This window comes from Streptomyces swartbergensis, assembly GCF_002148965.1.
GTDB lineage: Bacteria > Actinomycetota > Actinomycetes > Streptomycetales > Streptomycetaceae > Streptomyces > Streptomyces swartbergensis.
In genome coordinates, this window is sequence record NZ_NGFN01000050.1 from 12,684 (window position 1) to 30,781 (window position 18,098).

Annotated in this window: 14 protein-coding genes and 3 pseudogenes; 6 read left to right on the forward strand and 11 right to left on the reverse strand. The window is 68.3% G+C overall.

Translation table 11 applies throughout. The features are described from left to right. Position 1: 1 nt before the first annotated feature. From CA983_RS49165 to CA983_RS11305, 4 genes and pseudogenes are all read right to left on the reverse strand, one after another. Positions 2–205, reverse strand: a pseudogene (locus tag CA983_RS49165) (UBP-type zinc finger domain-containing protein); the annotation flags it as partial. After that, positions 171–1,649 carry an ATP-binding protein gene (locus tag CA983_RS11295; RefSeq protein ID WP_086600754.1) on the reverse strand — a complete coding sequence of 493 codons (1,479 nt, stop codon included), beginning with the start codon at positions 1,647–1,649 and terminating at the stop codon, positions 171–173. The pseudogene CA983_RS49165 and the gene CA983_RS11295, both read right to left, overlap by 35 nt. After that, positions 1,646–3,286: an NAD(P)/FAD-dependent oxidoreductase gene (locus CA983_RS11300; RefSeq protein WP_086600766.1), complete on the reverse strand. Its 1,641-nt coding sequence runs from the start codon at positions 3,284–3,286 to the stop codon at positions 1,646–1,648. Before CA983_RS11300 ends, CA983_RS11295 begins: the two co-directional genes overlap by 4 nt. 113 nt (positions 3,287–3,399) lie before the next feature. Beyond that, positions 3,400–4,215 carry an oxidoreductase gene (locus tag CA983_RS11305; protein ID WP_086600755.1) on the reverse strand — a complete coding sequence of 272 codons (816 nt, stop codon included), beginning with the start codon at positions 4,213–4,215 and terminating at the stop codon, positions 3,400–3,402. A gap of 204 nt (positions 4,216–4,419) precedes the next feature. Between CA983_RS11305 and CA983_RS11310 the strand changes: the two genes are divergently transcribed. Both CA983_RS11310 and CA983_RS47780 read left to right on the forward strand, forming a co-directional pair. Beyond that, complete coding sequence (locus CA983_RS11310; protein ID WP_086600756.1) at positions 4,420–5,043, forward strand: TetR/AcrR family transcriptional regulator; 624 nt, start codon at positions 4,420–4,422, stop codon at positions 5,041–5,043. A gap of 142 nt (positions 5,044–5,185) precedes the next feature. Beyond that, positions 5,186–5,821: a Ku protein gene (locus CA983_RS47780; RefSeq protein ID WP_341866662.1), complete on the forward strand. Its 636-nt coding sequence runs from the start codon at positions 5,186–5,188 to the stop codon at positions 5,819–5,821. On the opposite strand, the gene CA983_RS11320 is transcribed toward CA983_RS47780, so the two are convergent. Further along, positions 5,818–6,156 (reverse strand): DUF6233 domain-containing protein, encoded by a 339-nt coding sequence (locus tag CA983_RS11320; protein WP_086600757.1) that lies wholly within the window; start codon positions 6,154–6,156, stop codon positions 5,818–5,820. The two genes, CA983_RS47780 and CA983_RS11320, sit on opposite strands and share 4 nt — an antisense overlap. Positions 6,157–6,546: 390 nt before the next feature. Here CA983_RS11320 and CA983_RS11330 point away from each other — a divergent pair, with 390 nt between their 5' ends. Further along, positions 6,547–6,750 carry a hypothetical protein gene (locus CA983_RS11330; RefSeq protein WP_086600759.1) on the forward strand — a complete coding sequence of 68 codons (204 nt, stop codon included), beginning with the start codon at positions 6,547–6,549 and terminating at the stop codon, positions 6,748–6,750. A gap of 1 nt (position 6,751) precedes the next feature. Here CA983_RS11330 and CA983_RS11335 read toward each other — a convergent pair whose 3' ends face one another. Next, the gene (locus tag CA983_RS11335; RefSeq protein ID WP_086600760.1) at positions 6,752–7,036 is read right to left on the reverse strand and encodes a hypothetical protein; all 285 of its coding nucleotides are present in this window, start codon (positions 7,034–7,036) and stop codon (positions 6,752–6,754) included. A gap of 395 nt (positions 7,037–7,431) precedes the next feature. Beyond that, positions 7,432–10,776: an RHS repeat-associated core domain-containing protein gene (locus tag CA983_RS11345; RefSeq protein ID WP_244206804.1), complete on the reverse strand. Its 3,345-nt coding sequence runs from the start codon at positions 10,774–10,776 to the stop codon at positions 7,432–7,434. 514 nt (positions 10,777–11,290) lie between these two features. On the opposite strand from CA983_RS11345, the pseudogene CA983_RS47785 reads away from it, so the two are divergent. Then, positions 11,291–11,392: pseudogene (locus CA983_RS47785) on the forward strand (DUF6207 family protein); the annotation flags it as partial. Here CA983_RS47785 and CA983_RS11355 read toward each other — a convergent pair. The 4 genes and pseudogenes from CA983_RS11355 to CA983_RS11370 form a co-directional block, all read right to left on the reverse strand. Then, positions 11,381–12,475, reverse strand: a pseudogene (locus tag CA983_RS11355) (IS30 family transposase); the annotation flags it as partial. The pseudogenes CA983_RS47785 and CA983_RS11355 sit on opposite strands and share 12 nt — an antisense overlap. Continuing rightward, positions 12,381–13,517, reverse strand: a complete 1,137-nt coding sequence (locus tag CA983_RS11360) for an IS630 family transposase (protein WP_244206807.1) — start codon at positions 13,515–13,517, stop codon at positions 12,381–12,383. The gene CA983_RS11360 and the pseudogene CA983_RS11355, both read right to left, overlap by 95 nt. Before the next feature lie 74 nt (positions 13,518–13,591). Continuing rightward, entirely contained in the window at positions 13,592–13,960 is a 369-nt protein-coding gene (locus tag CA983_RS11365; protein ID WP_208636935.1) for a RidA family protein, read from the reverse strand. Positions 13,961–14,336: 376 nt separating this feature from the next. Further along, positions 14,337–14,894 carry a TetR/AcrR family transcriptional regulator gene (locus CA983_RS11370; RefSeq protein WP_086600762.1) on the reverse strand — a complete coding sequence of 186 codons (558 nt, stop codon included), beginning with the start codon at positions 14,892–14,894 and terminating at the stop codon, positions 14,337–14,339. 94 nt (positions 14,895–14,988) lie between these two features. Between CA983_RS11370 and CA983_RS11375 the strand changes: the two genes are divergently transcribed. Next, complete coding sequence (locus tag CA983_RS11375; protein WP_086600763.1) at positions 14,989–16,146, forward strand: FAD-dependent monooxygenase; 1,158 nt, start codon at positions 14,989–14,991, stop codon at positions 16,144–16,146. A 516-nt stretch (positions 16,147–16,662) separates the two neighbouring features. Then, positions 16,663–18,098: prolyl oligopeptidase family protein (locus tag CA983_RS11380; RefSeq protein WP_483027214.1), on the forward strand; the 1,436-nt coding region annotated here is incomplete at its 3' end.

Genomic DNA, 18,098 nt, shown 5'->3' on the forward strand with positions numbered 1-18,098 from the left:
CGGTGTCCCGGAAGTGGCCGGTGGCGTGCTTGGCGGGTGAGTCGTCGCAGCAGCCGATGTGGCCGCATTGGGCGCAGCGCCGCAGGTGGAACCACCAGCCGCCGTTGGCGTCGCACTCGACGCAGCCGGCCCCGCTGGGCGGGACGCTGGGTCGATTCCGGTGTCCTTGGTCATGACGGCTCCTGGGCCGGGTCGGGGACGGTATCGGGCTCGGGGTCGGTGGCGGTGAGGGGGAGCAGTACTTGGAAGCGGGTGTCGCCGGGTACGGACTCGACTTTCAGGTCGCCGTGGTGCTTGTTGACGACGATCCGCCAGGAGATGTCGAGCCCCAGCCCGGTGCCCTCGCCCACCGGTTTGGTGGTGAAGAACGGGTCGAAGATCCGGCCGCGGATCTCGGCCGGCACTCCCGGGCCCGTGTCGCGGAACTCCACCAGCAGCCGGTCGTGCACCACCGCGGTGCGTACGGTCAGCGTCCCTTCGCCGCCCGCGCTCTTGATGGCGAAGACTGCGTTGTCGATCAGGTTGGTCCACACCTGGTTGAGTTCGGCCGGGTAGGCCGGAATCCTCGGCACCGAACGGTCGTACTCCTTCACGACCTTGACCTGTGGACCGATCTTGCCCGACAGCATCAGCAGCGTGCTGTCGAGGAGTTCGTGGACATCGGCGACCTGGTAGGGCGCGCGGTCCAGCTGCGAGTACTGCTTGGCGGCGTCGACGAGGTGCGAGATACGGGTGGTGGAGTCCTCGATCTCGGACATCAACAGCTCGGTTTCGACCGTGTAGGTGAGGCACTCGATGACAGTCTGCAGGATTTCCTGCTCGTCGACGGCCGCCGCGATCTGCTTCAGCCAGCCGACGTCGAGACCGCCCTGCACGAAGGTCGGCGCGATCTGCCAGCCGTTTGGGACACCGTGGTCGTCGAGCCAGTCGGCGAGTTCGTCCTCCCGGTCGGACGCTGCGAGCGGGCTCAGTGCCGGCGCCTTGGAGACCCGCTCGGCCGTACGCTCCTGGAGATCGAGCACGGCCTTCAGGGCGTCGCCGTGGTACGGGCCCGAGGCGATGGCGCTGAGCTTGTGGCGCATGTGCGCGGCCCGGTCTCTGAGCGACGAGGTGGCCCGTACGGCGGCCGCGGCCGGGTTGTTGAGCTCATGGGTGAGACCCGCGGACAACGAGCCCAGTGCCAGCAGCCGTTCGCGCTGCCCGACGGCCCGCTGAAAGGTCTGCGCGCCGAGGAAGAGCCCCTCCAGGAGATGGACCGCCATCGGAAACCACTCGTGCATGAAGTCCGCGAACGATTCGGCGGGCAGGACGAAGAACCGCGTCGGCTCCGACACCCGCACCGAGTTCATGTACCGCTGCGGTTTCCCGTCCCCGACGTACGCCCGCACGGCCCCCGCATACACCCCTGGCTGGGACGTGCGGCTCACCTCGATGTCGTCGCTGCCCACCCGGCGCGACATGACGACCGTGCCCTCGATCATCACGTAGAAGCAGGCCGCCGGGTCACCTTCGGTGAACACCGGCCCGGGGTCGAACAGTTCGACCCGTCCCTCGCTGCACAGCCTGTCGATCTGCTCGGCGTTGAGCTTCTCGAACAGGAACAGCGAGCTGATCTCCGCCGCGCTGCACGGCATCAGCCGCCCGCTCACGACTGCTCCCGATACCGGTGTACGAGCATCACGGCCATGGCTCCCTCTCCGACGGCGGACGCGACCCGCTTCGCGGACTCTGCGCGCGCGTCTCCGGCGACGAACACGCCGGGGATGTTGGTCTCCAGGTGATACGGCGGCCGGTCCAGCTCCCAGTCCGACGGCGGCCGCCCGTCGGCGGTCAGATCGGGCCCGGCCAGGATGAACCCGCGCTCGTCCCGCAACACCGTGCCCTCCAGCCAGTCGGTCAGCGGGGCCGCGCCGATGAACACGAACAGCCACTGCGCGTCGACGAGTTCGGTCTGACCGCTCGCCGTGTCCCGCAACGTCAGCTGTTCCAGGTGGCCGTCGCCGTGCGCGGCCTCGACGACCGTGTGGGCCCGCACCGAGATGTTCGGCGACTCGGCGATCTGCTGGATCAGATAGTGCGACATCGACGCGGTGAGGTCCGCTCCGCGCACCAGCAGGGTGACCGACTTGGCGCCCCTGGACAGGTACATCGCCGCCTGCCCGGCCGAGTTGGCGCCGCCGACGATGTACACGTCGTGGCCCTGGCAGGCGGCGGCCTCGGTGAGCGCGGACCCGTAGAACACCCCGCGGCCCGACAACTCGTCGGCACCCGGAGCCTCCAGCTGCCGGTACGACACACCGGTCGCCAGGATCACGCTGTGCGCCGCGATCTGCGACCCGTCCGAGAAGCGCACGGTGCGGGCCGCCCCGTTGATCTCCAGACCGGTCACCTCTCGCGCGGTGAGGATCTCGGCCCCGAACTTCGCCGCCTGCCGCCGGGCCCGGTCGGTGAGCTGGCCGCCGGACACCCCGTCCGGGAAGCCCAGATAGTTCTCGATCCGCGAACTCTGCCCCGCCTGCCCGCCGGTCGCCGACCGCTCCACGAGCACCGTACGCAGCCCCTCCGAGGCCCCGTACACGGCCGCGCCCAGCCCGGCAGGGCCGCCGCCGATGACGACCAGGTCGTAGAAGTCGGCCATGGGTGTCGTCGCCAGCCCCACGTGCGCGGCCAGTTCGGGCACCTCCGGCTCGACGAGCGCCGTACCGTCCGCCGTGACCACCACCGGCAGCCGCTGCCCGTCCTGGCCCGCGGCCGCGAGCAGCCGCTGCCCCTCGGGCTCCTCGGTGGAGTACCAGCGGTACGGCACCTGGTTGCGGGCCAGGAACTCCCGCACGTCCGACGAGCGCGCCGACCACCGGTGACCGACCACCTTGGTGCTCGGCACCGGCCGGAAGTCACTGCACCGCCACGCCTCCAGCAGGTCGTCGAGCACCGGGTAGAGCTTCTCCTCCGGCGGGTCCCACGGCTTGAGGAGGTAGTGGTCGAGGTCGACGACGTTGATCGCGTCGATCGCCGCGTTCGAGTCCGCGTACGCCGTCAGCAGCACGCGGCGGGCGCCCGGATACACGTCCATGGCCTGTTCGAGGAACTCGATGCCATTCATCTGCGGCATGCGGTAGTCGGCGAGGATCACCGCGACCAGATCACCGCGCAGCTTCAGCTCCCGCAGCGCCTCCAGCGCGGACTCGCCGGACTCCGCGCGCACGATCCGGTAGGACTTGCCGTAGCGCCGCCGCAGGTCACGGGCGACGGCACGGGAGACTCCCGGGTCGTCGTCCACGGTCATGACGACGGTGCGCGCAGCGTCCAAGAGCGGTCGGACGGGAGATGCTGATGCTGGATTCGGTGTCTCTGGTTCGGACATGTGCGTCTCCTCGGGCGCCGCCCCGTACTGCGGGGTCAGCCGGCCAGTCGGTTGAGCTTGCGGATCTGTCTGTCGAAGGCGCGCGAGGGCACGATCCGGCGCAGGACGCTGACGCGTTTGGCCATCGAGCCGGCGGTGTACCGGAGCTTGGGCTTGGAATCGGTGGCGGCCGCGACGATCACCTTCGCGACAACGTCCGGGTCGTCGGCGTTGCGCACGGCCGTGGCCAGCACGTCTCGGGAGACCTCCCGCTGTGCGGCGTAGACCGGCAGGGGCGAGTCGGGTGCCATGCTGCTCGCCTCGAAACTCGTGCTTGTATAGGCCGGCTCGACCAGCAGCATCCGGACGCCGTGCTCGCGAAGCTCGTGGTCCACGGACTCGGAGTAGCCCTCGACCGCATGCTTGGCGGCTGCGTAGACGGCCATGAAGGGGGCCGGGATCAGACCGAGTACCGAGGAGATGTTGACTACGCGGCCACTGCCCTGGGCGCGCATGTGGGGCAACACCGCCTTTGCCATCCGCATCACGCCGAAGACGTCGATGTCGAAGACCTCCATGGCCTGGCTGATCGAGCTCTCCTCGCCGGCGCCGACCGCGCCCACGCCTGCGTTGTTGACCAGGACGTCGATCCGACCGAACCGCTCGATCACCTCCCCGACCAGCGAGCGGACCGACTCGTCGCCGGCCACGTCGAGATCGAGGAACGTCACCCCGGCGAGCGGCTCGACCTTCGCCGCATTGCGGCTCGTGCCGACCACCGCGAAGCCGGCGCCCACCAGGGCGAGCGCCGCCGCCCGCCCGATCCCGGAGGAGGCGCCCGTCACGAGGGCCACTCGGGGAGCTGTCTGCATGGTGGTTCCTTCGGTTGCGGGCATGACTTCGTCGGGTGCTGTGCGGGGTCGCCCGCGCTGAGGCCGACACGGTCCGCACCGATCCTGCAAGCCCGGACCAAGCCTGTCCGGCCAGCTCAGGACGTTTATTTACTGAACAGTCCGAAACCTAGGCGGTTCTGTACTGAGTTGTCAATATGGGCCGATCGGCTTTACCTTCTTTGTATGGCCAGACCACGAAACTTCGACCGCGACCACGTCCTCCATGCCGCCGAGCGCCAGTTCCGCACCTCGGGCTACAACGGCACAAGCGTCGACGACATCAGCGCCGCCACCGGCCTGGGCCGCGGCAGCCTCTACGGCGCGTTCGACGGCAAGCACGGCGTGCTACTGGAGGCGATGACCGGCTACTTCGCCCGGCTGGCGCAGGGTCCGCGGAAGATGCTCGCCGGACCGGACGAGGGCGCCCTGGAACGACTGCACGCATACCTGCTCCGCGCCGTCCACGGGGTGCCACTCGCCGCCGACGTACCCCCCGCCTCTGACCGGGCAGGGGCGGCCTGCTTCGCCGCCAAGATGGCCCTGGAGATCGGCGCCTCCGACGCCGAGGTGAAACGCCTGGCCAACGACTGCTTCTCCGTGGTCCGGGCGGCGGTGGCCGAGTGTGTGCAAGCGGCACAGCGCAACGGCGACATCGACCCCGACGCGGATCCCGACGACCTTGCGTACCTTCTGCTGACCATCATCCGCGGGACCGATGTCGTAGGCGCGTACGGCCACAGCCCCGACCGCCTTACCTCGATCGCGGAGAGCGCGTTCGCCTTGCTGCCTCGCCCGCGCCATCGCTGAGAAGAGGGCTGACCTGCCTCGTTGCACAGGCATCTGATGCGGTCGGCCCACTTCGACGCCGCAGAGGCCCGGCCCGCAGGTTTACGCGCCGCCGAGCTTGAACTGCACGGCCAGTCGCCGAACGCCTCGCCGCCAGCAGACGGTGGTACTTCGGCCGCCGCCTGGAGGGCAGCTACAGAAATGCCCACCAATCGCTCAACCATTCCGCAGGTTCGCATACCCACGTTCGCCAGTACTCCGGGAAGCGCTCGCCCGCTCGTCGAAGGTAGCCGTCGCGAAGTACGCCTGGTCCGGCCGGGAGCGCCTTGGCCTGCTGAGGGTCAGGGACGACGTCATCGTCCTACACGCGATGCGCTGGCCAGACGAGATCCGCGATCCCTCCGAGCTGCTCCCGCCCCCGGTCGAGCTGACCGACGAGGAGATCGACAGCGCGCTCGCCCTCATGGACACCATGAGCCGCGACGACCTCGACGATCCCGAATTCCGCGACACCTACACCGAGGCCCTCTCGCAGATCCTCGAAGCGAAGCGGGAACACCGCGAGCCGCCGAAGCTGGAAGAACCGGAGTCGAAGCCGGGCCAGATCGTCGACCTGATGGCCGCCCTGAACGAGTCCGTGCAGCAGGCCCGGGCCTCGCGCGGCGAGGACGCCGACGTCCACGAGCTGCCGAAGAAGAAGACCGCGAAGAAGCAGCCGGCCAAGAAGGCCGCCGCGAAGAAGACCACGAAGAAGGCGGCGGCGAAGAGAACGTCCGGGCGCCGGCCGCGCAGCGCCTAGTCCACGATGCCGAGCGCTGTGTCCGGCCTGCACTTCGTACACGCCGGCACCTGATGGCGTAGCGCGTCGATGGCCTGCGCCCTGGTCGCCGGCTTCGCCCGCTTGCCCGGGTCCCAGCACTCACCGGTGTGTACGGCGACGATGTTGTTGCGGTCCAGGCCACGCTCGATCAGCCACTCGGGCGCAGGTGGGCGCTGCTGTTCGCCGACGCGCCGCTCAGCCTCGCGGCGTTCTTCGTCGAGGATCCACTTGCGGGTGCGGGCCAGGTCGCGCTCCTGTACGCGCTCCAGGAAACGGAGCAGCGCGAGTCGCGACGCCACCCCTGAATCGTTCATACGTTCTATTCTATGATCGTGGCGCCACACAKCCCACCCCACCCCGCGGAGCRGGCATGAACCACGAGGAGGCCGCCCGCAAGCTGGGCGTCGRMSCGGCCTCCCTCWCCCCTGCCCCGCCCGCGCCYCGCTTCGCCCAGACCTGGGCKCGGATGCAGCAGGAGCCGCCCTGCTCAGCCTGCGGCCAGCCGTCCCGCACCAGYGGCGTGATCCACGATCCGGACCAYGGGCCCCGCTGGYTCGACCGATGCCGGGAGTGCTTCCTCGCRACGCCGCCRACACTSCGTGTGCCGCCRGCRCGGTTCCTCGAGGAGCTGCGCGATGCCGCGGCCGACGCGCGGCTGCCGCTGCGCACGTACACCGACGAGGGCGGGTGGGACGGTGAGTGACGTGGACGACGAGCGCTTCCACCTCATCCTGACCGCGGGCGGTCGGCCGGTGATGCATGGCTGGTGGGGCAAACAGCCAACAGCCGAGCACCAGTACCTGTCATGGATCGGCTCATGGGGCAGCATCGACGGCGCCCGGATCGTTCTGACCGAGCGCGCCGACGACGGCGAGCGGGTGCTCGCGAGCTGGCCGGAGGGCTCGTAGGTCAGCCGCCGGCCACGAGGTCCGGGTGGCGTGCGGCCTTCTTCACGTCCGCCTCGACCTGGTGGCGTGCCGTGCCCTGCTCCTTCGCGTGATCGGTGACGGCGGCCTGGATGTCGCGGGCGGCGTCGAGCCAGGTCTGCCACGCGGTACGACAGGTAGTGCACTGCTCGTCGGTCCAGTCGTTCACGGTCGGCCGACCGTACTGGTCCTGGAGCCGCTGGACCTGAGCGTGCGCCTCGTCGGCGGTGCACTGCATCGTCACGAGTTCTTCGAAGGTATGTGCCACGTGCAGGGATCCTAAGGTGCACACGCACCCGGCCACGGGACCAGTACGGCATGCGCGATCGAACCCGAATCATCGTGTCAGGAGCGAGTCTTCCGACGGCCTAGGAAGGCGAAGACCGCCAGAACCACTCCGCTAACTGCGGCGATCACTCCAAGTGCGATCGGCACAGCATCGCCAGTAACGGTTCCTGCAACGCACGCACAAATCCCTCCTACGATCAAAACCGCAGAAAAGATTCGCACTCCTCTTATTGCGTCATCCATCGATGCACCCTTCCGCCGCATTCCACCACCGCTCCCTCCGCATTTACAAGAAAATCTTTGGGCCGGGAAGGAATTCCCGGCCCAAAGCGATCTACGGGGGCCGTAGTCCCGTATCTAGCTATTCTTCACGTGTTACCCGTAGGTGAGGATGTCCGCTCCGTAGTAGCCTGCGGCACCTCCAAGCGCGCAGCTGCCGACTACGGCAGCGCCAGCGCCTACAGCACTGCCGACTCCGCCGCCGACCACGCCACCGACCGCGGCGGCGTATGTGATGACTCCGGTCTCTGCCGCAGCTCCGACTCCCGCCACGCAACCTGTGACGACTCCGAAAACGTCGCTGCCCTTATCGAGTACGTCGGAGAAGCTGAACAGTCCGGTGGGGTCGCTGTTGTTGATCGGGTCTCCGCCCGCATACAGATACGGGTTCTTCTCCTGTCCCGACGGGTCGGGCTGGGTGAAGCGGCCGAGCTGCGGGTCGTAGTAGCGGTGGCCCATCTTGTACAGCCCTGTGGGGTCGTGGTAGGCGCCGCTGTAGCGGAACGGCTGCGGCACCGCCTCTGTCGGCGTCGCTCGCGGCAGGCCGGTGGGGCCGTAGGCGTAGGTGTGCGTGCGCTTGCCCGCGTCGTCGACCAGGCCGAGGACGTTCCCGGTGGCGTCGGTGAGGTAGTAGTAGGACTTCCCCCCAGTCGTCATGGAGTTCAAGGTGCCCGCCGGTTCGCGGATGAATCCGGTGTCGACGCCGTTCGTGGTCGTGGAGGCCAGACCGAGTGCGGTGTGGTGGAACCAGGTCGAACCCAGCTTGGTGCGCTCGGAGTTGGTCGTGCCCGCGTGGACCAGGTCGTAGGACTTGCCGCCCGCGGTGATGCCGGACAGTTGGCTGTAGTCCGTCCACGTCTCGTTCGTGCGGGCGGCGCCGCTCGCGCCGGCGGTTTCGTTGCCGAGCTTGTCGTAGGACCAGCCTGTGGTGGTGCCGTTCTTGCCGGTCAGTTCGCTCGCGTCGTTGTAGGAGTAGGTGGTGCCGCCGGGGCAGGCGTTCTTGGTGCCGTCCTGGGAGGTGAGGTTGCCGGCCTTGTCCCAGCAGTACAGCCACGACGCCTTCCGCGCGCCCGCAGAGTCGGCTTCCAGGGCGTAGCGCAGGCGGTCCTGGGAGTCGTAGTCGTAGGTGGTCTTGTACTTGGTGAGGTTGTCGGTGCGGGTGCGGATCTTGGTGGTGTCCTTGCCCGCGGTGTTCTTGTAGCTGTAGGCCAGGTCGATCAGCGTGGCCGTCCCAGAGGTGGTTTTGATGCCTTCGGGGCGCCCGTTGTCGTCGATGTCGACAGCTTGGGTGGTGCCGCCGGGGTAGACGGTCTTGGTGCGCTTGTCGTTCTCGTTGTAGTCGAAGTCGGTCTTCTTGCCGTCCGGGGCGGTCAGGTAGTCCAGGCGCCCGGCTTTGTCCCAGGTGTAGTCGGTCTTCCCGGTCGGGTCGGTGTAGTAATCGACGTCGCCGCCCGGGGTGTAGGCGAGGGCGGTCTGGGCGCCGTTCTGCAGGGTGCGGACGCTTTCGCGGTTGAGCTTGTCGTAGTCCCAGCCCGTGGTGCCGGAGGCGTCGGTGCGGGACTTGACGTTGCCGTCACCGTCGTAGGAGTAGGTGACCGTGGCGTTGGTGGAGGACATCTTCCTCACGCGGTCGCGGTTGTCGTAGGCGTAGACGGTCTTGATGCCGCGGCCGTCGGTGACGGTCTCCACCCGGCCGAGTGCGTCGTAGGTGTACTCCGTTTTGCCCAGCGGCGCCGGCGGGCTGACCGTCTCGAGGTTGCCCTTGTCGTCGTACGCGAACGAGGTGACCTTGCCGTTGCCGTCCTTCGCGGTGCAGCGCTGGCCTTCGAAGCCGCCGCACTTGGGGGTGGCTTCGTTGTAGGTGTACTCGCGGGTCCCGCCGGCCGTGCCCGAGGTGGTCACCGACATGGTGTTGCCGTTGGTGTCGTACTTGAAGGTGTCCTTGCGGCCGTCCGCGCTGGTGAAGTCGTTCGGCAGATCGGTGCCGGCGATTGTCTGGTATTCCGTCACCGAAGCCGTCGCCCCGAGCGGGAGGCGTTGGGAGATGGCGTTGTTGCGGTCGTCCCAGCCGTAGGTGGTGGTGTTGCCGCCCGTGCCGTCCGTGCCCGAGCCCATCGCGTCGATCGCGGTCTGCAGGAGATGGTTGGTGTACTTCGAGTGGCGGGAGTGGTCCAGGGGGTCAGTGACCTTCGTGACTTCGCCGTCCGCGTTGTGCAGGTACTTGGTGGCGTCCCCGTCGGGGTCGGTCACCGTGGTGGTGCCCGCGTCGGAGGGGGTGGCGGCCGTGTAGTCGTAGCGCCAGGTCGGACCCGTGTGACCAGCGCTCGATGACTCGGTGGCGCGCTGCATGGAGGAGACGCGGTTGTGGGCGTCGTAGGTGAACAGCGTGATGGTGCCCTCGGGGGTGGTCACCTTGGTCAGGCGGCGTGAGGAGTCGTACTCGTAGGTGGTGGCCTTGCCGTCGGTGTCGGTGACCTTGGCCAAGTTGCCGGAGGCGTCCAGGTCGAAGACGGCCGTGCGGCCGGTGTGGTCCTTGGCCTGCCACTGGCTGGGGTCCGTCTTGACCAGGTCGATCCAGCGGCCCGAGCGGGTCTCGGTGAGCTTGAAGCCCTTGTGCTCGCTGCCCTCGTCGTGCTGGTCGACGGTGATCACGCCGTCGTTCTTGTCCGTGACCATGGTCAGCGTGCCGTGCTCGTTGAAGGTGTCACGGTTGCCCGACTTGCGGTCAGTCAGGGTGTAGGTGCCGTCCGCGTTCTTCTTCAAGTCCTTGGAGTAGCCCGTCGGCGTGGTGTAACCACCGGCGGAAGTCTCCTTGAACCGCAGCGTGTTGCCGGTGGCGTCGAAGACGACCACCTCCCCGTCACCGACCTGGAGGTAGCGCTCGTAGGCCTGCCACCAGCGCTGCGACACCTTCCCCCACGGCGCCTCGAGGGAGTTGTACGTCCGCGTCAGCTGGAGCTTTTGGCCGACACCGGCGATGTCGAAGTCGGTCGCGGCGAGCATCAGGTTGCCGTTGGAGACGTTCACCCGCGCTACCAGCGCATCATTCAGACGCGTGTCGATGATCCGGTGCCAGGGCACCTCGCCCTGCCCCTCGGGAACGAACGGTGTGGCCTCGGCAGCGGCCGTCGCACGCTGGGCGCCGGCCTTGCCACTCGTACGGGCCTGCTGCGCAGCCCGCCAAGCGGCGACCTCCGCCGACGGCTTGGCCTCCGCCTCCGACTTCGGCGCCTTCACCGACCCGGCCGGTGTCACGGGAGCCTCCACCTTCGTCGGCCTGGTCCATGGACTGGCCGGCTCCGGTAACTCCGGCTTCGGCGGAGCCGCCAGCCCCGGTGTCGCAGTGACCACCAGCGCGGCAGTCGTGATCGCGGACACGAGAACGGTTCTGCGTGTTCTTCGGGCACGCCGCAGCGACGTGCTTCCCGCACGTGAATGCATCAGCTTCCCCCACGGAAGTCAGACAGACAGTCAGAACCGGTGACCCGCACGGTCACCTCGACCACACAAGCTGTCACAACTTGCACACAAACCGACGGGCCGTACCCCGCAACACCCGTCTCATGCGGGCCGGAATCAGCCCCGCCACTTCGATGGAATGAATAAGGACAATGTGGTGCAACTCGCCGGCACAAGCAGGAGGGGCCTTCTGTGCCGCTCCCCATCCCAGGATCACACCGACGGAAAAGCTTCAGCTGGCCTCAATCAGCACATCGCACGCGCGACCGATAATTCTTCGGTCGCGGCGGCTCCCCGCTGCGCCAGTGGTTTATGGCCCTGGTGACAAAGCGGTGGGCCTCAGGAGCGGTCCCGACACGGTCGTGTGAACACTTCGCGCAACACCTAGCGCAACCCGGGGACTTTGGTCGCCGGTCGCTATGCCCGGGCCCTACTCGGTCGGGTGAAGACGCCGGGATCGGAGAACTTCTGCGCACGCCGGCGCGTAGTGCCGTGCATGAGGCAGATCAATGAAACGCACGTGGCAACGCCGGGCCTGGCCGTGGTGGAGGTCGCGGCCGCCGATGACGAAACCGCCTTCGCCGTCCAGGAACTGCTGCAGACGATCAGCGGGCGTTGCCCAGCCGAGCGTCTTGCGAGGGCGGCTGTTCAACTCGGCCGCTACCGCATCAAGGTGCTCACGAGGATGGACCGAAAGGTCGGTGCCCTTGGGAAAGTATTGCCGCAGCAGGCCCTTGGTGTTCTCGTTCGAGCCGCGCTGCCACGGGCTGCCGGGATCGCAGAAATAGATCGGGACGTTGGTGGCGATGCTGAAGCCGTGGTGAGCGGCCATCTCGGTGCCCTGGTCCCAGGTCAGAGACCATTTTAGGTGGGGTGGCAGGGCGTTGACGGCGGCGATGAGGGCGTCGCGTACGGCTGCGGAGTTGTAGCCGTCGGGCAGGTGGACCAGCATCAGGTAACGGGTGCTGCGGTCGACCAGGGTGGCGATCGCGGAGTACTTCTTGCGGCCGAGGATCAGATCGCCTTCCCAGTGCCCGGGCACAGCCCGGTCAGCTGCCTCGGGCGGCCGCTGGCTGATCATGACCATGTTCTTGACTGCACGGAAGCGCCGCCGGTCGGCCAGGCGGCGAGGGCGTCGCCTGGCACGTCCAGTGCGCAGAGCCTGGGTCAGTTCGCGACGGAGTTCAGCGCGACCTTGGGTGTAAAGGGCCTGGTAGATGGTCTCGTGACTCACGTGCATGTCCGGCCGATGGGTGAAGCGTCTGCGCAGAGCGTGGCAAATCTGTTCAGGGCTCCAGCGCAGAGTCAGATGCGACTGGATGAAGTCGTGCAGTTCCGGGTTCTGTCCAATCTTCCCGGTCTTGGGACGAGGCCGGCGGGCGTCCGCGCGGCGCTGGGCGCTATAGGGCCGGTAGTGCCAGCGACCGTCAGCCAGGGCGGTGCCATTGCGGCGGACTTCGCGGCTGATCGTCGACGGGCTTCGGCCCAGCTCGGAGGCGATCGCCCGGATGGTGGCCTTCTCCCGCAGCCGGTCGGCTATGTGGACGCGGTCCGCTTCGCGCAGATAGCGCGAGGGTTCAATCGGTTCAGCGACGGGTGCCGCGTTGATCGGTGGATATGCCTTGATCCGACCCGAGGCACCTCGTCCGTTGCGCCATCGCTCGCCCGTGCGGGTGCTGATGCCGACGGTGCTGGCAGCCTCGGCAAAGCTCATTCCTTGATCCACAAGCAGGAAGTATGTCTCCCGTTCTTGGACCAACGGCTTGTTGCCCTGGGACCTTCGGATCCCACGAAATTCGATGTCCACTGCCACCTCTGGGCTGAGGTGTTGCAACGACCGTTAGAACCCAGAAGCAGAGCTCGACCTTGTTCTTCTTTGCCCAGCATCGGATCTTGTCGCCGGTGTGGGCGGAGAAGTTGTCCAGGATCACGTAGATTGGGGCGCCGTCGGGGCGGGCGGCACGGATCGACTTCAGGGCCGCCCAGCTGTTGACGGTGCCTTTGCGGCGGTGGTTGACGCCCCAGAGGGTGTCGTCGCCGATCGAATAGCAGCCGTGGAAGTAGGTCACGCCGTGGGTGCGGTGGTAGGTCGCCGACACCCGGTCCGGGCGGCTGCGCTCGGCCCAGCAGGATCCTGCCGTGGGGCGGATGCCCAGCGGGCCGCACTCATCGAAGGCAAAGAGGCGATCAGGGAAGTGCTCGATGACGTGCTCGATCCGGTCGAGCTTGGCGTCCCGCTCAGGATCGGTGGACTCCTTCCAGGTCTTGGTGCGCTGGAAGGTCACCCTGCGGCGGGCGGGCAGGCACCGCAGCGCCTCGCGGCCGATGCGGATCGCGCGGCCGTGGACGCGGCGCAGGTAGGCGACCAGTTTGCGCAGTGACCAGCGGGTGAAGGGCTGGCCGAGCTTGCGCGGGCGGGTGGTGGCCGTCTGGATGACGAAGTCCTCGTCGTCACGACTGAGCAGGCGGGGACGGCCTCCCGCCCACTGAGGGTCCAGACAGGCCAGCCCGATATCGTTGAAGCGGTGGATCACGTCCCGGACAGTGTCCTCGTCGGCCTGCACCAGCTTCGCGATCACCGGTACACGGTTCCCGCCGGCCGAGGCCAAAATCATCATCGCCCGCCGGTAGCGCACCGAACTGGTGCTGCCCCGGCGCACGCTCTGCTGCAGCCGCTGTCCCTCCTGGTCGGTCAGCCTGCGGACCTCCACCGGCTCTGCCACCGCGCCTCCATGCGCCCGATCGGATGGGTCCCTCTATCCGATCGGGCGCATGGAGGAGGCCGGGAAGCCGACGCTCAAGCCGCCGCGACCGCTTCGATCTCCAGCAACCAAGCCTCGTCGTAGATACCGGTGATGATGATGGTCAGGGCGGGACCATGGTCCCCCAGGACTTCGTGACGGATCTGTGCGTTGGCCTCCCGATAGCGCCGGTCGGACAGGAACACGGTGACCTTCGCCAAATTACGTACAGTCATGTCCGCTGCTTCCAGCACGGACAGTACATTGCGCCAGGCCAGGCGGCACTGGCCTTCGAAGTCATCCGGGACGTGACCATCGTTGTCCTCCGGGATCTGGCCGCTGATGAACAGCAGCCGTGTGGCGTCGGTGACCAAAGCGTCCTGGCCGTAGGACCGTTGCTGTGGATCGATCGTGGTGATCTGCACGGCAGGCACAATAGGCGGGTTAGCTGCACGGGGCGAACGGATTCCCACACGGCCGCCCCAACGCAACCAAAGGTTCGATGCTCAGCAGAATGGTTTTGCACCTGAGAGCTGACACCACTTGTCGCTCAGAGCGAGCAACGCCCGGTTTCGCCCGAGGGCCATGTTTCTGAGTTCTGGCAACACCCAGAGCCTTGCGGTGGGAGCCTGGGGGTGCTCTGCGGGTGAGGGTGCGATGGCGCCACCGAAGTCCAAGGTCATGTACGCGGCGATCCGCCGTGATGCCCGGGCGGGGATGTCCTGCCGAGCCTTCCTTTTCCGCCAGCGGGCCCCGGGAGCATCTGGTCGTTCGGGCCCGCCCGGTGCCGGCAGGTGCGAGCTATCGGAGAGCTGCCGCCACCAGCCCGCGGATCTCCTGGTCCGACACGGTTCCGCCCCCCACCAGGCGGTCGAAAACCAATCCGTCCACACAGGTCAGCAGCGTGACAGTACGGTCCTCGGCGTCTGCGACGCCTTGCGCGGCCAGGAAGTCGCGCGCGGTTTGTCGTGCTGCGTTCTGGCGCGGCATGAGGATCTCCTGCAGCTCGGGGTAGTGCACACTCTCGATGGCGCACGCGTAGCGCGCGAGGGAGCGTCGTCGTCCCTCCCCCGTGAGCCGTTGCTCGACGAAGGCAGCGATCCCGGCCACCAGTTCCTCGGCACTGCGCGGCAGCGGCGCCTGTTCCCCGATCGCCTGGAGTTCTGCCTGGTCAAGGGCGACCAGACGCCGGACCAGTGCGGTGAGCAGTGCCTGGCGGGTGCGGTAGTAGGCGGAGGTGGTGCCGGGGGGCAGGTTTGCTGCCCGGTCCACCGCGCGATGGGTCAGTCCCCGGATTCCGGCCTCGGCGAGTACGCCGATGGCCGCATCGGCGAGGACGGTGCGTCGATCTGTGGGCATCCCCCTTTTCTACACCTGTAGAGGAGCGGGAGCGGGGTACTCTCCTTCTACATCTGTAGAAGGATCACGGCAGGGCGGACGAGGGAGGGCCGGTATGGGTGGCAGTGCGGTGGTGGTGGGCGGAGGCATCGGCGGGCTGGCAGCCGCGATCGGTCTGCGCCTGATCGGCTGGGAGGTGACGGTTGTCGAACGCGCCCCTGTCCTCGCTGACGTGGGTGCGGGCATCTCCCTGCACGCCAACGGCATCCGTGCCCTGGACGTCCTCGGCGTCGGCGAGGCGGTGCGCGCGGCTGCGCGGCCGCAGTACACCGGAGGCACCCGTGTCCCTGGTGGCGGCTGGCTGGCACGGATGGACGGGACCGCTCTTGAGCGCGAGCTGGGCACACCGATCGCCGGTATCCCCCGGGCTGTGCTGCACCACCTGCTGCGCACGGCGCTGCCGTCCGAGTGCCTGGTGGTCGGGGCCGAGGTCACGTCCGTCGACCGCTCCGACCCCAACCGGGTCCGGCTACTGCTTGGGGACGCCGCCCTCGAGGCGGATCTGGTCGTGGCCGCCGACGGAGTGGGCAGCCGGCTGCGCGCCCAGCTGTTCCCTCAGCACCCCGGCCCGGCCTACAGCGGGTCGACCGTGTTGCGCGCCATCACCGAGCGCCCGGTCGAATTGGCCACCGACTTCGAGCTGACCTGGGGCAAGGGCGCCGAGTTCGGCCACATCGCGTTCACCGACGGCCGGGCCGAGTGGCATGCAGTGCTCAACTCGCCGCCCGGGGCGCGGCATACGGACGCCCTCGCCGCGATGCGCCGCCGCTTCGGCGACTGGCACGATCCGATCCCCGAGCTGCTGGGCGCGACCCGGTCCGACGCCGTCCTGCACCACGACATCCACGAACTGGTGACACCCTTGCCTTCCTTCACCGCAGGCCGGATCGTGCTGCTCGGTGACGCGGCCCACGCCATGACCCCGAACCTCGGCCAGGGCGCCTGCCAGGCACTGGAGGACGCGGCCGTGCTGGCCGCCGCACTCGCCACCGAGCCCACCGTCGAATCGGCGCTGGCCCGTTACGACACCGAGCGCCGCCCGCGCAGCCAGTCCGTCGCCCGCGCCGCCCGCCAGGCCGGCCGGATGGGCCAGCAACTGACGAACCCCCTGGCCGTCGCCGTGCGCAACACCGCTCTCCGGCTGGCCCCCTCCCGCGCGACCGTCCACACCATCCTGCGGCATGCCGACTGGACACCGCCGGGCCTGGGCTGACGGCACCGGACCCGCGCCACGGCCGGTATCAAGAGGCGCTTCTTCGAGCGTCGCTTCGCGACGGCCTGCGGCCACTTCTGACAGCCGTGATGCCCCAAACCTGGCAGGTTGTCAGACGGGGCCCGTTTGAAGGAGCCTCAACACCGCACGCCCCCGCAGCGTTGCTGCTTCTCATCGACATTTTCGGGCCCGGTGATCGCTAAGTGCTGTCCAAAGCCGTCGACAAACGTTCCTCGCTCCCACTTACAGAACCAGCGCCGGGGACCGGTGGGCGCTTGGGCGGGCAGCGAGCCCCCATCGGCTACTGCCCTTTCACCCGAATGGGTGGGCCGAGATGCTTCCCGCCTGGGCAGGAATGACGATGCAAGGCACATTGCAGTCACAGGGTGAGGAGTATGTGATGAGCGAAATGCCCCTCGGGATCATCTTTCCCGGTCTCCCTATCGCCGCGGACGAGGTCGCATTCCTGCCGCAGTGGCGGCAGGAACTGTCCGCAGGCAGCAACGACTGACAGCGTTGGCCTCCGCACAGCAGGCGGCGGGTCCCGCGACTCCGCAGGACCCGCCGCAGTCCCAAGCGTCCCCGGCTTATCCCGCCGCTGCCCGCCTGCCACTCGTCGACGAACTCCACGGCCGGCGCATCCCCGACCCCTACCGGTGGCTGGAGGACGATCAGGATCCGGCACGTGAACGGTGGCTGACCGAGCAGCAGCAGCTGTTCGCCGCGCACGCCCCCACCTGGGCCAGCCGCCAGTACTTCCGAACGGCGCTGGAAGAGTTGCAGCAGCTGGGCGGCGCGCTGGTTCCGGTTGTGACGCCGCCGGTGTGGCGCGGGGACCGGCGTTTCTTCCTGCGCCGCGACCACGGCGCCCAGCTGCCGATGCTCCTCGCTGCCGAGGGCGCTCACGAGGGCCAGGAGCGCGAGCGCGTCCTGGTCGACCCCATCGCGCTGGATGCGGCGGGGCTGACGCTGCTGAGCGCGTGGCGGCCCTCCTGGACAGGCCGTCTTGTGGCCTTTCAGCTCACGCACCGGGGCAGCGAGAGCCCGGAGCTACGGGTGCTGGATGTAGCCAGCGGCCAGGTGGCCGACGGCCCGCTGCAACTCGGCCGTCCCACTGCGGTGGCGTGGCTGCCCGATGACAGTGGCTTCTACTACGTCACTCACGGCTCGGGTCCCGACTCTCGCGGCGTGCGGCTGCACCACCTCGGCAGCAACCCCTGCGCCGACCCGCTCATCTTCAGCACCGCGCAGGCGCACCTGTCGGTGGACATCAGCCCGGACGGCCGGTGGCTGACAATCAGCTCGGCGTCCGGCGCCCAGAGCGGCAACGATCTGTACCTGGCCGAGCTGACCGGCCCAGCCGGCACCAGCCCGCAGGCGCCCCAGCTGCGGCTGATCCACCAGGGCAGCGCAGAGCGCACCAATGCCCTGCTGAAGTTCGGCCCGCACGGACTGCTCTACGCCATCACCGACGCCGGAGCGCCGCGCGGCCGCGTCTGCTCCGTCAATCCAGCCGACGCCCACCACCAGGCCTGGTCAACCCTGATCACCCCGGAACTCGATGCCCTGCTGACCTCATGCACCGCACTGACCGACCCGGACAGTCAGCAACCGCGGCTGCTGGTGGGCACCACGCGCGGCGGAGCAGCCCGCCTGGCCGTGCACGACGCGGCGGGCCGCAAGCTGGCCGACGTGCCCACGCCGGGCACCGGACCCGGGACGATCAGCAACCTCAGCACGCCTCCGGGTGACACGGGCCAGGTGTGGTTCACCTACACCGACTTCATCACCCCGCCGACGGTCTACCGCTTCTGCGCCCGGCAGGGCCGCTGCATCCCCGAGAGCGCGGCCGCCGGATCGCCGGCCACCGTACAGCCGGTGGTCCGGCAGCACACCTACCGTTCCGAGGACGGCACGCCGGTGGGGCTGTACCTGATCGAGCCGCCCCACCC

What these genes read in the sequence shown, in the direction of transcription:
- CA983_RS11300 (WP_086600766.1), bottom strand. Translation starts at nt 3,286, where the DNA reads ATGACCGTGGACGACGACCCGGGAGTCTCCCGTGCCGTCGCCCGTGAC.
- CA983_RS11305 (WP_086600755.1), bottom strand. Translation starts at nt 4,215, where the DNA reads ATGCAGACAGCTCCCCGAGTGGCCCTCGTGACGGGCGCCTCCTCCGGG.
- CA983_RS11310 (WP_086600756.1), top strand. Translation starts at nt 4,420, where the DNA reads ATGGCCAGACCACGAAACTTCGACCGCGACCACGTCCTCCATGCCGCC.
- CA983_RS11320 (WP_086600757.1), bottom strand. Translation starts at nt 6,156, where the DNA reads ATGAACGATTCAGGGGTGGCGTCGCGACTCGCGCTGCTCCGTTTCCTG.
- CA983_RS11345 (WP_244206804.1), bottom strand. Translation starts at nt 10,776, where the DNA reads ATGCATTCACGTGCGGGAAGCACGTCGCTGCGGCGTGCCCGAAGAACA.
- CA983_RS11370 (WP_086600762.1), bottom strand. Translation starts at nt 14,894, where the DNA reads ATGCCCACAGATCGACGCACCGTCCTCGCCGATGCGGCCATCGGCGTA.
- CA983_RS11375 (WP_086600763.1), top strand. Translation starts at nt 14,989, where the DNA reads ATGGGTGGCAGTGCGGTGGTGGTGGGCGGAGGCATCGGCGGGCTGGCA.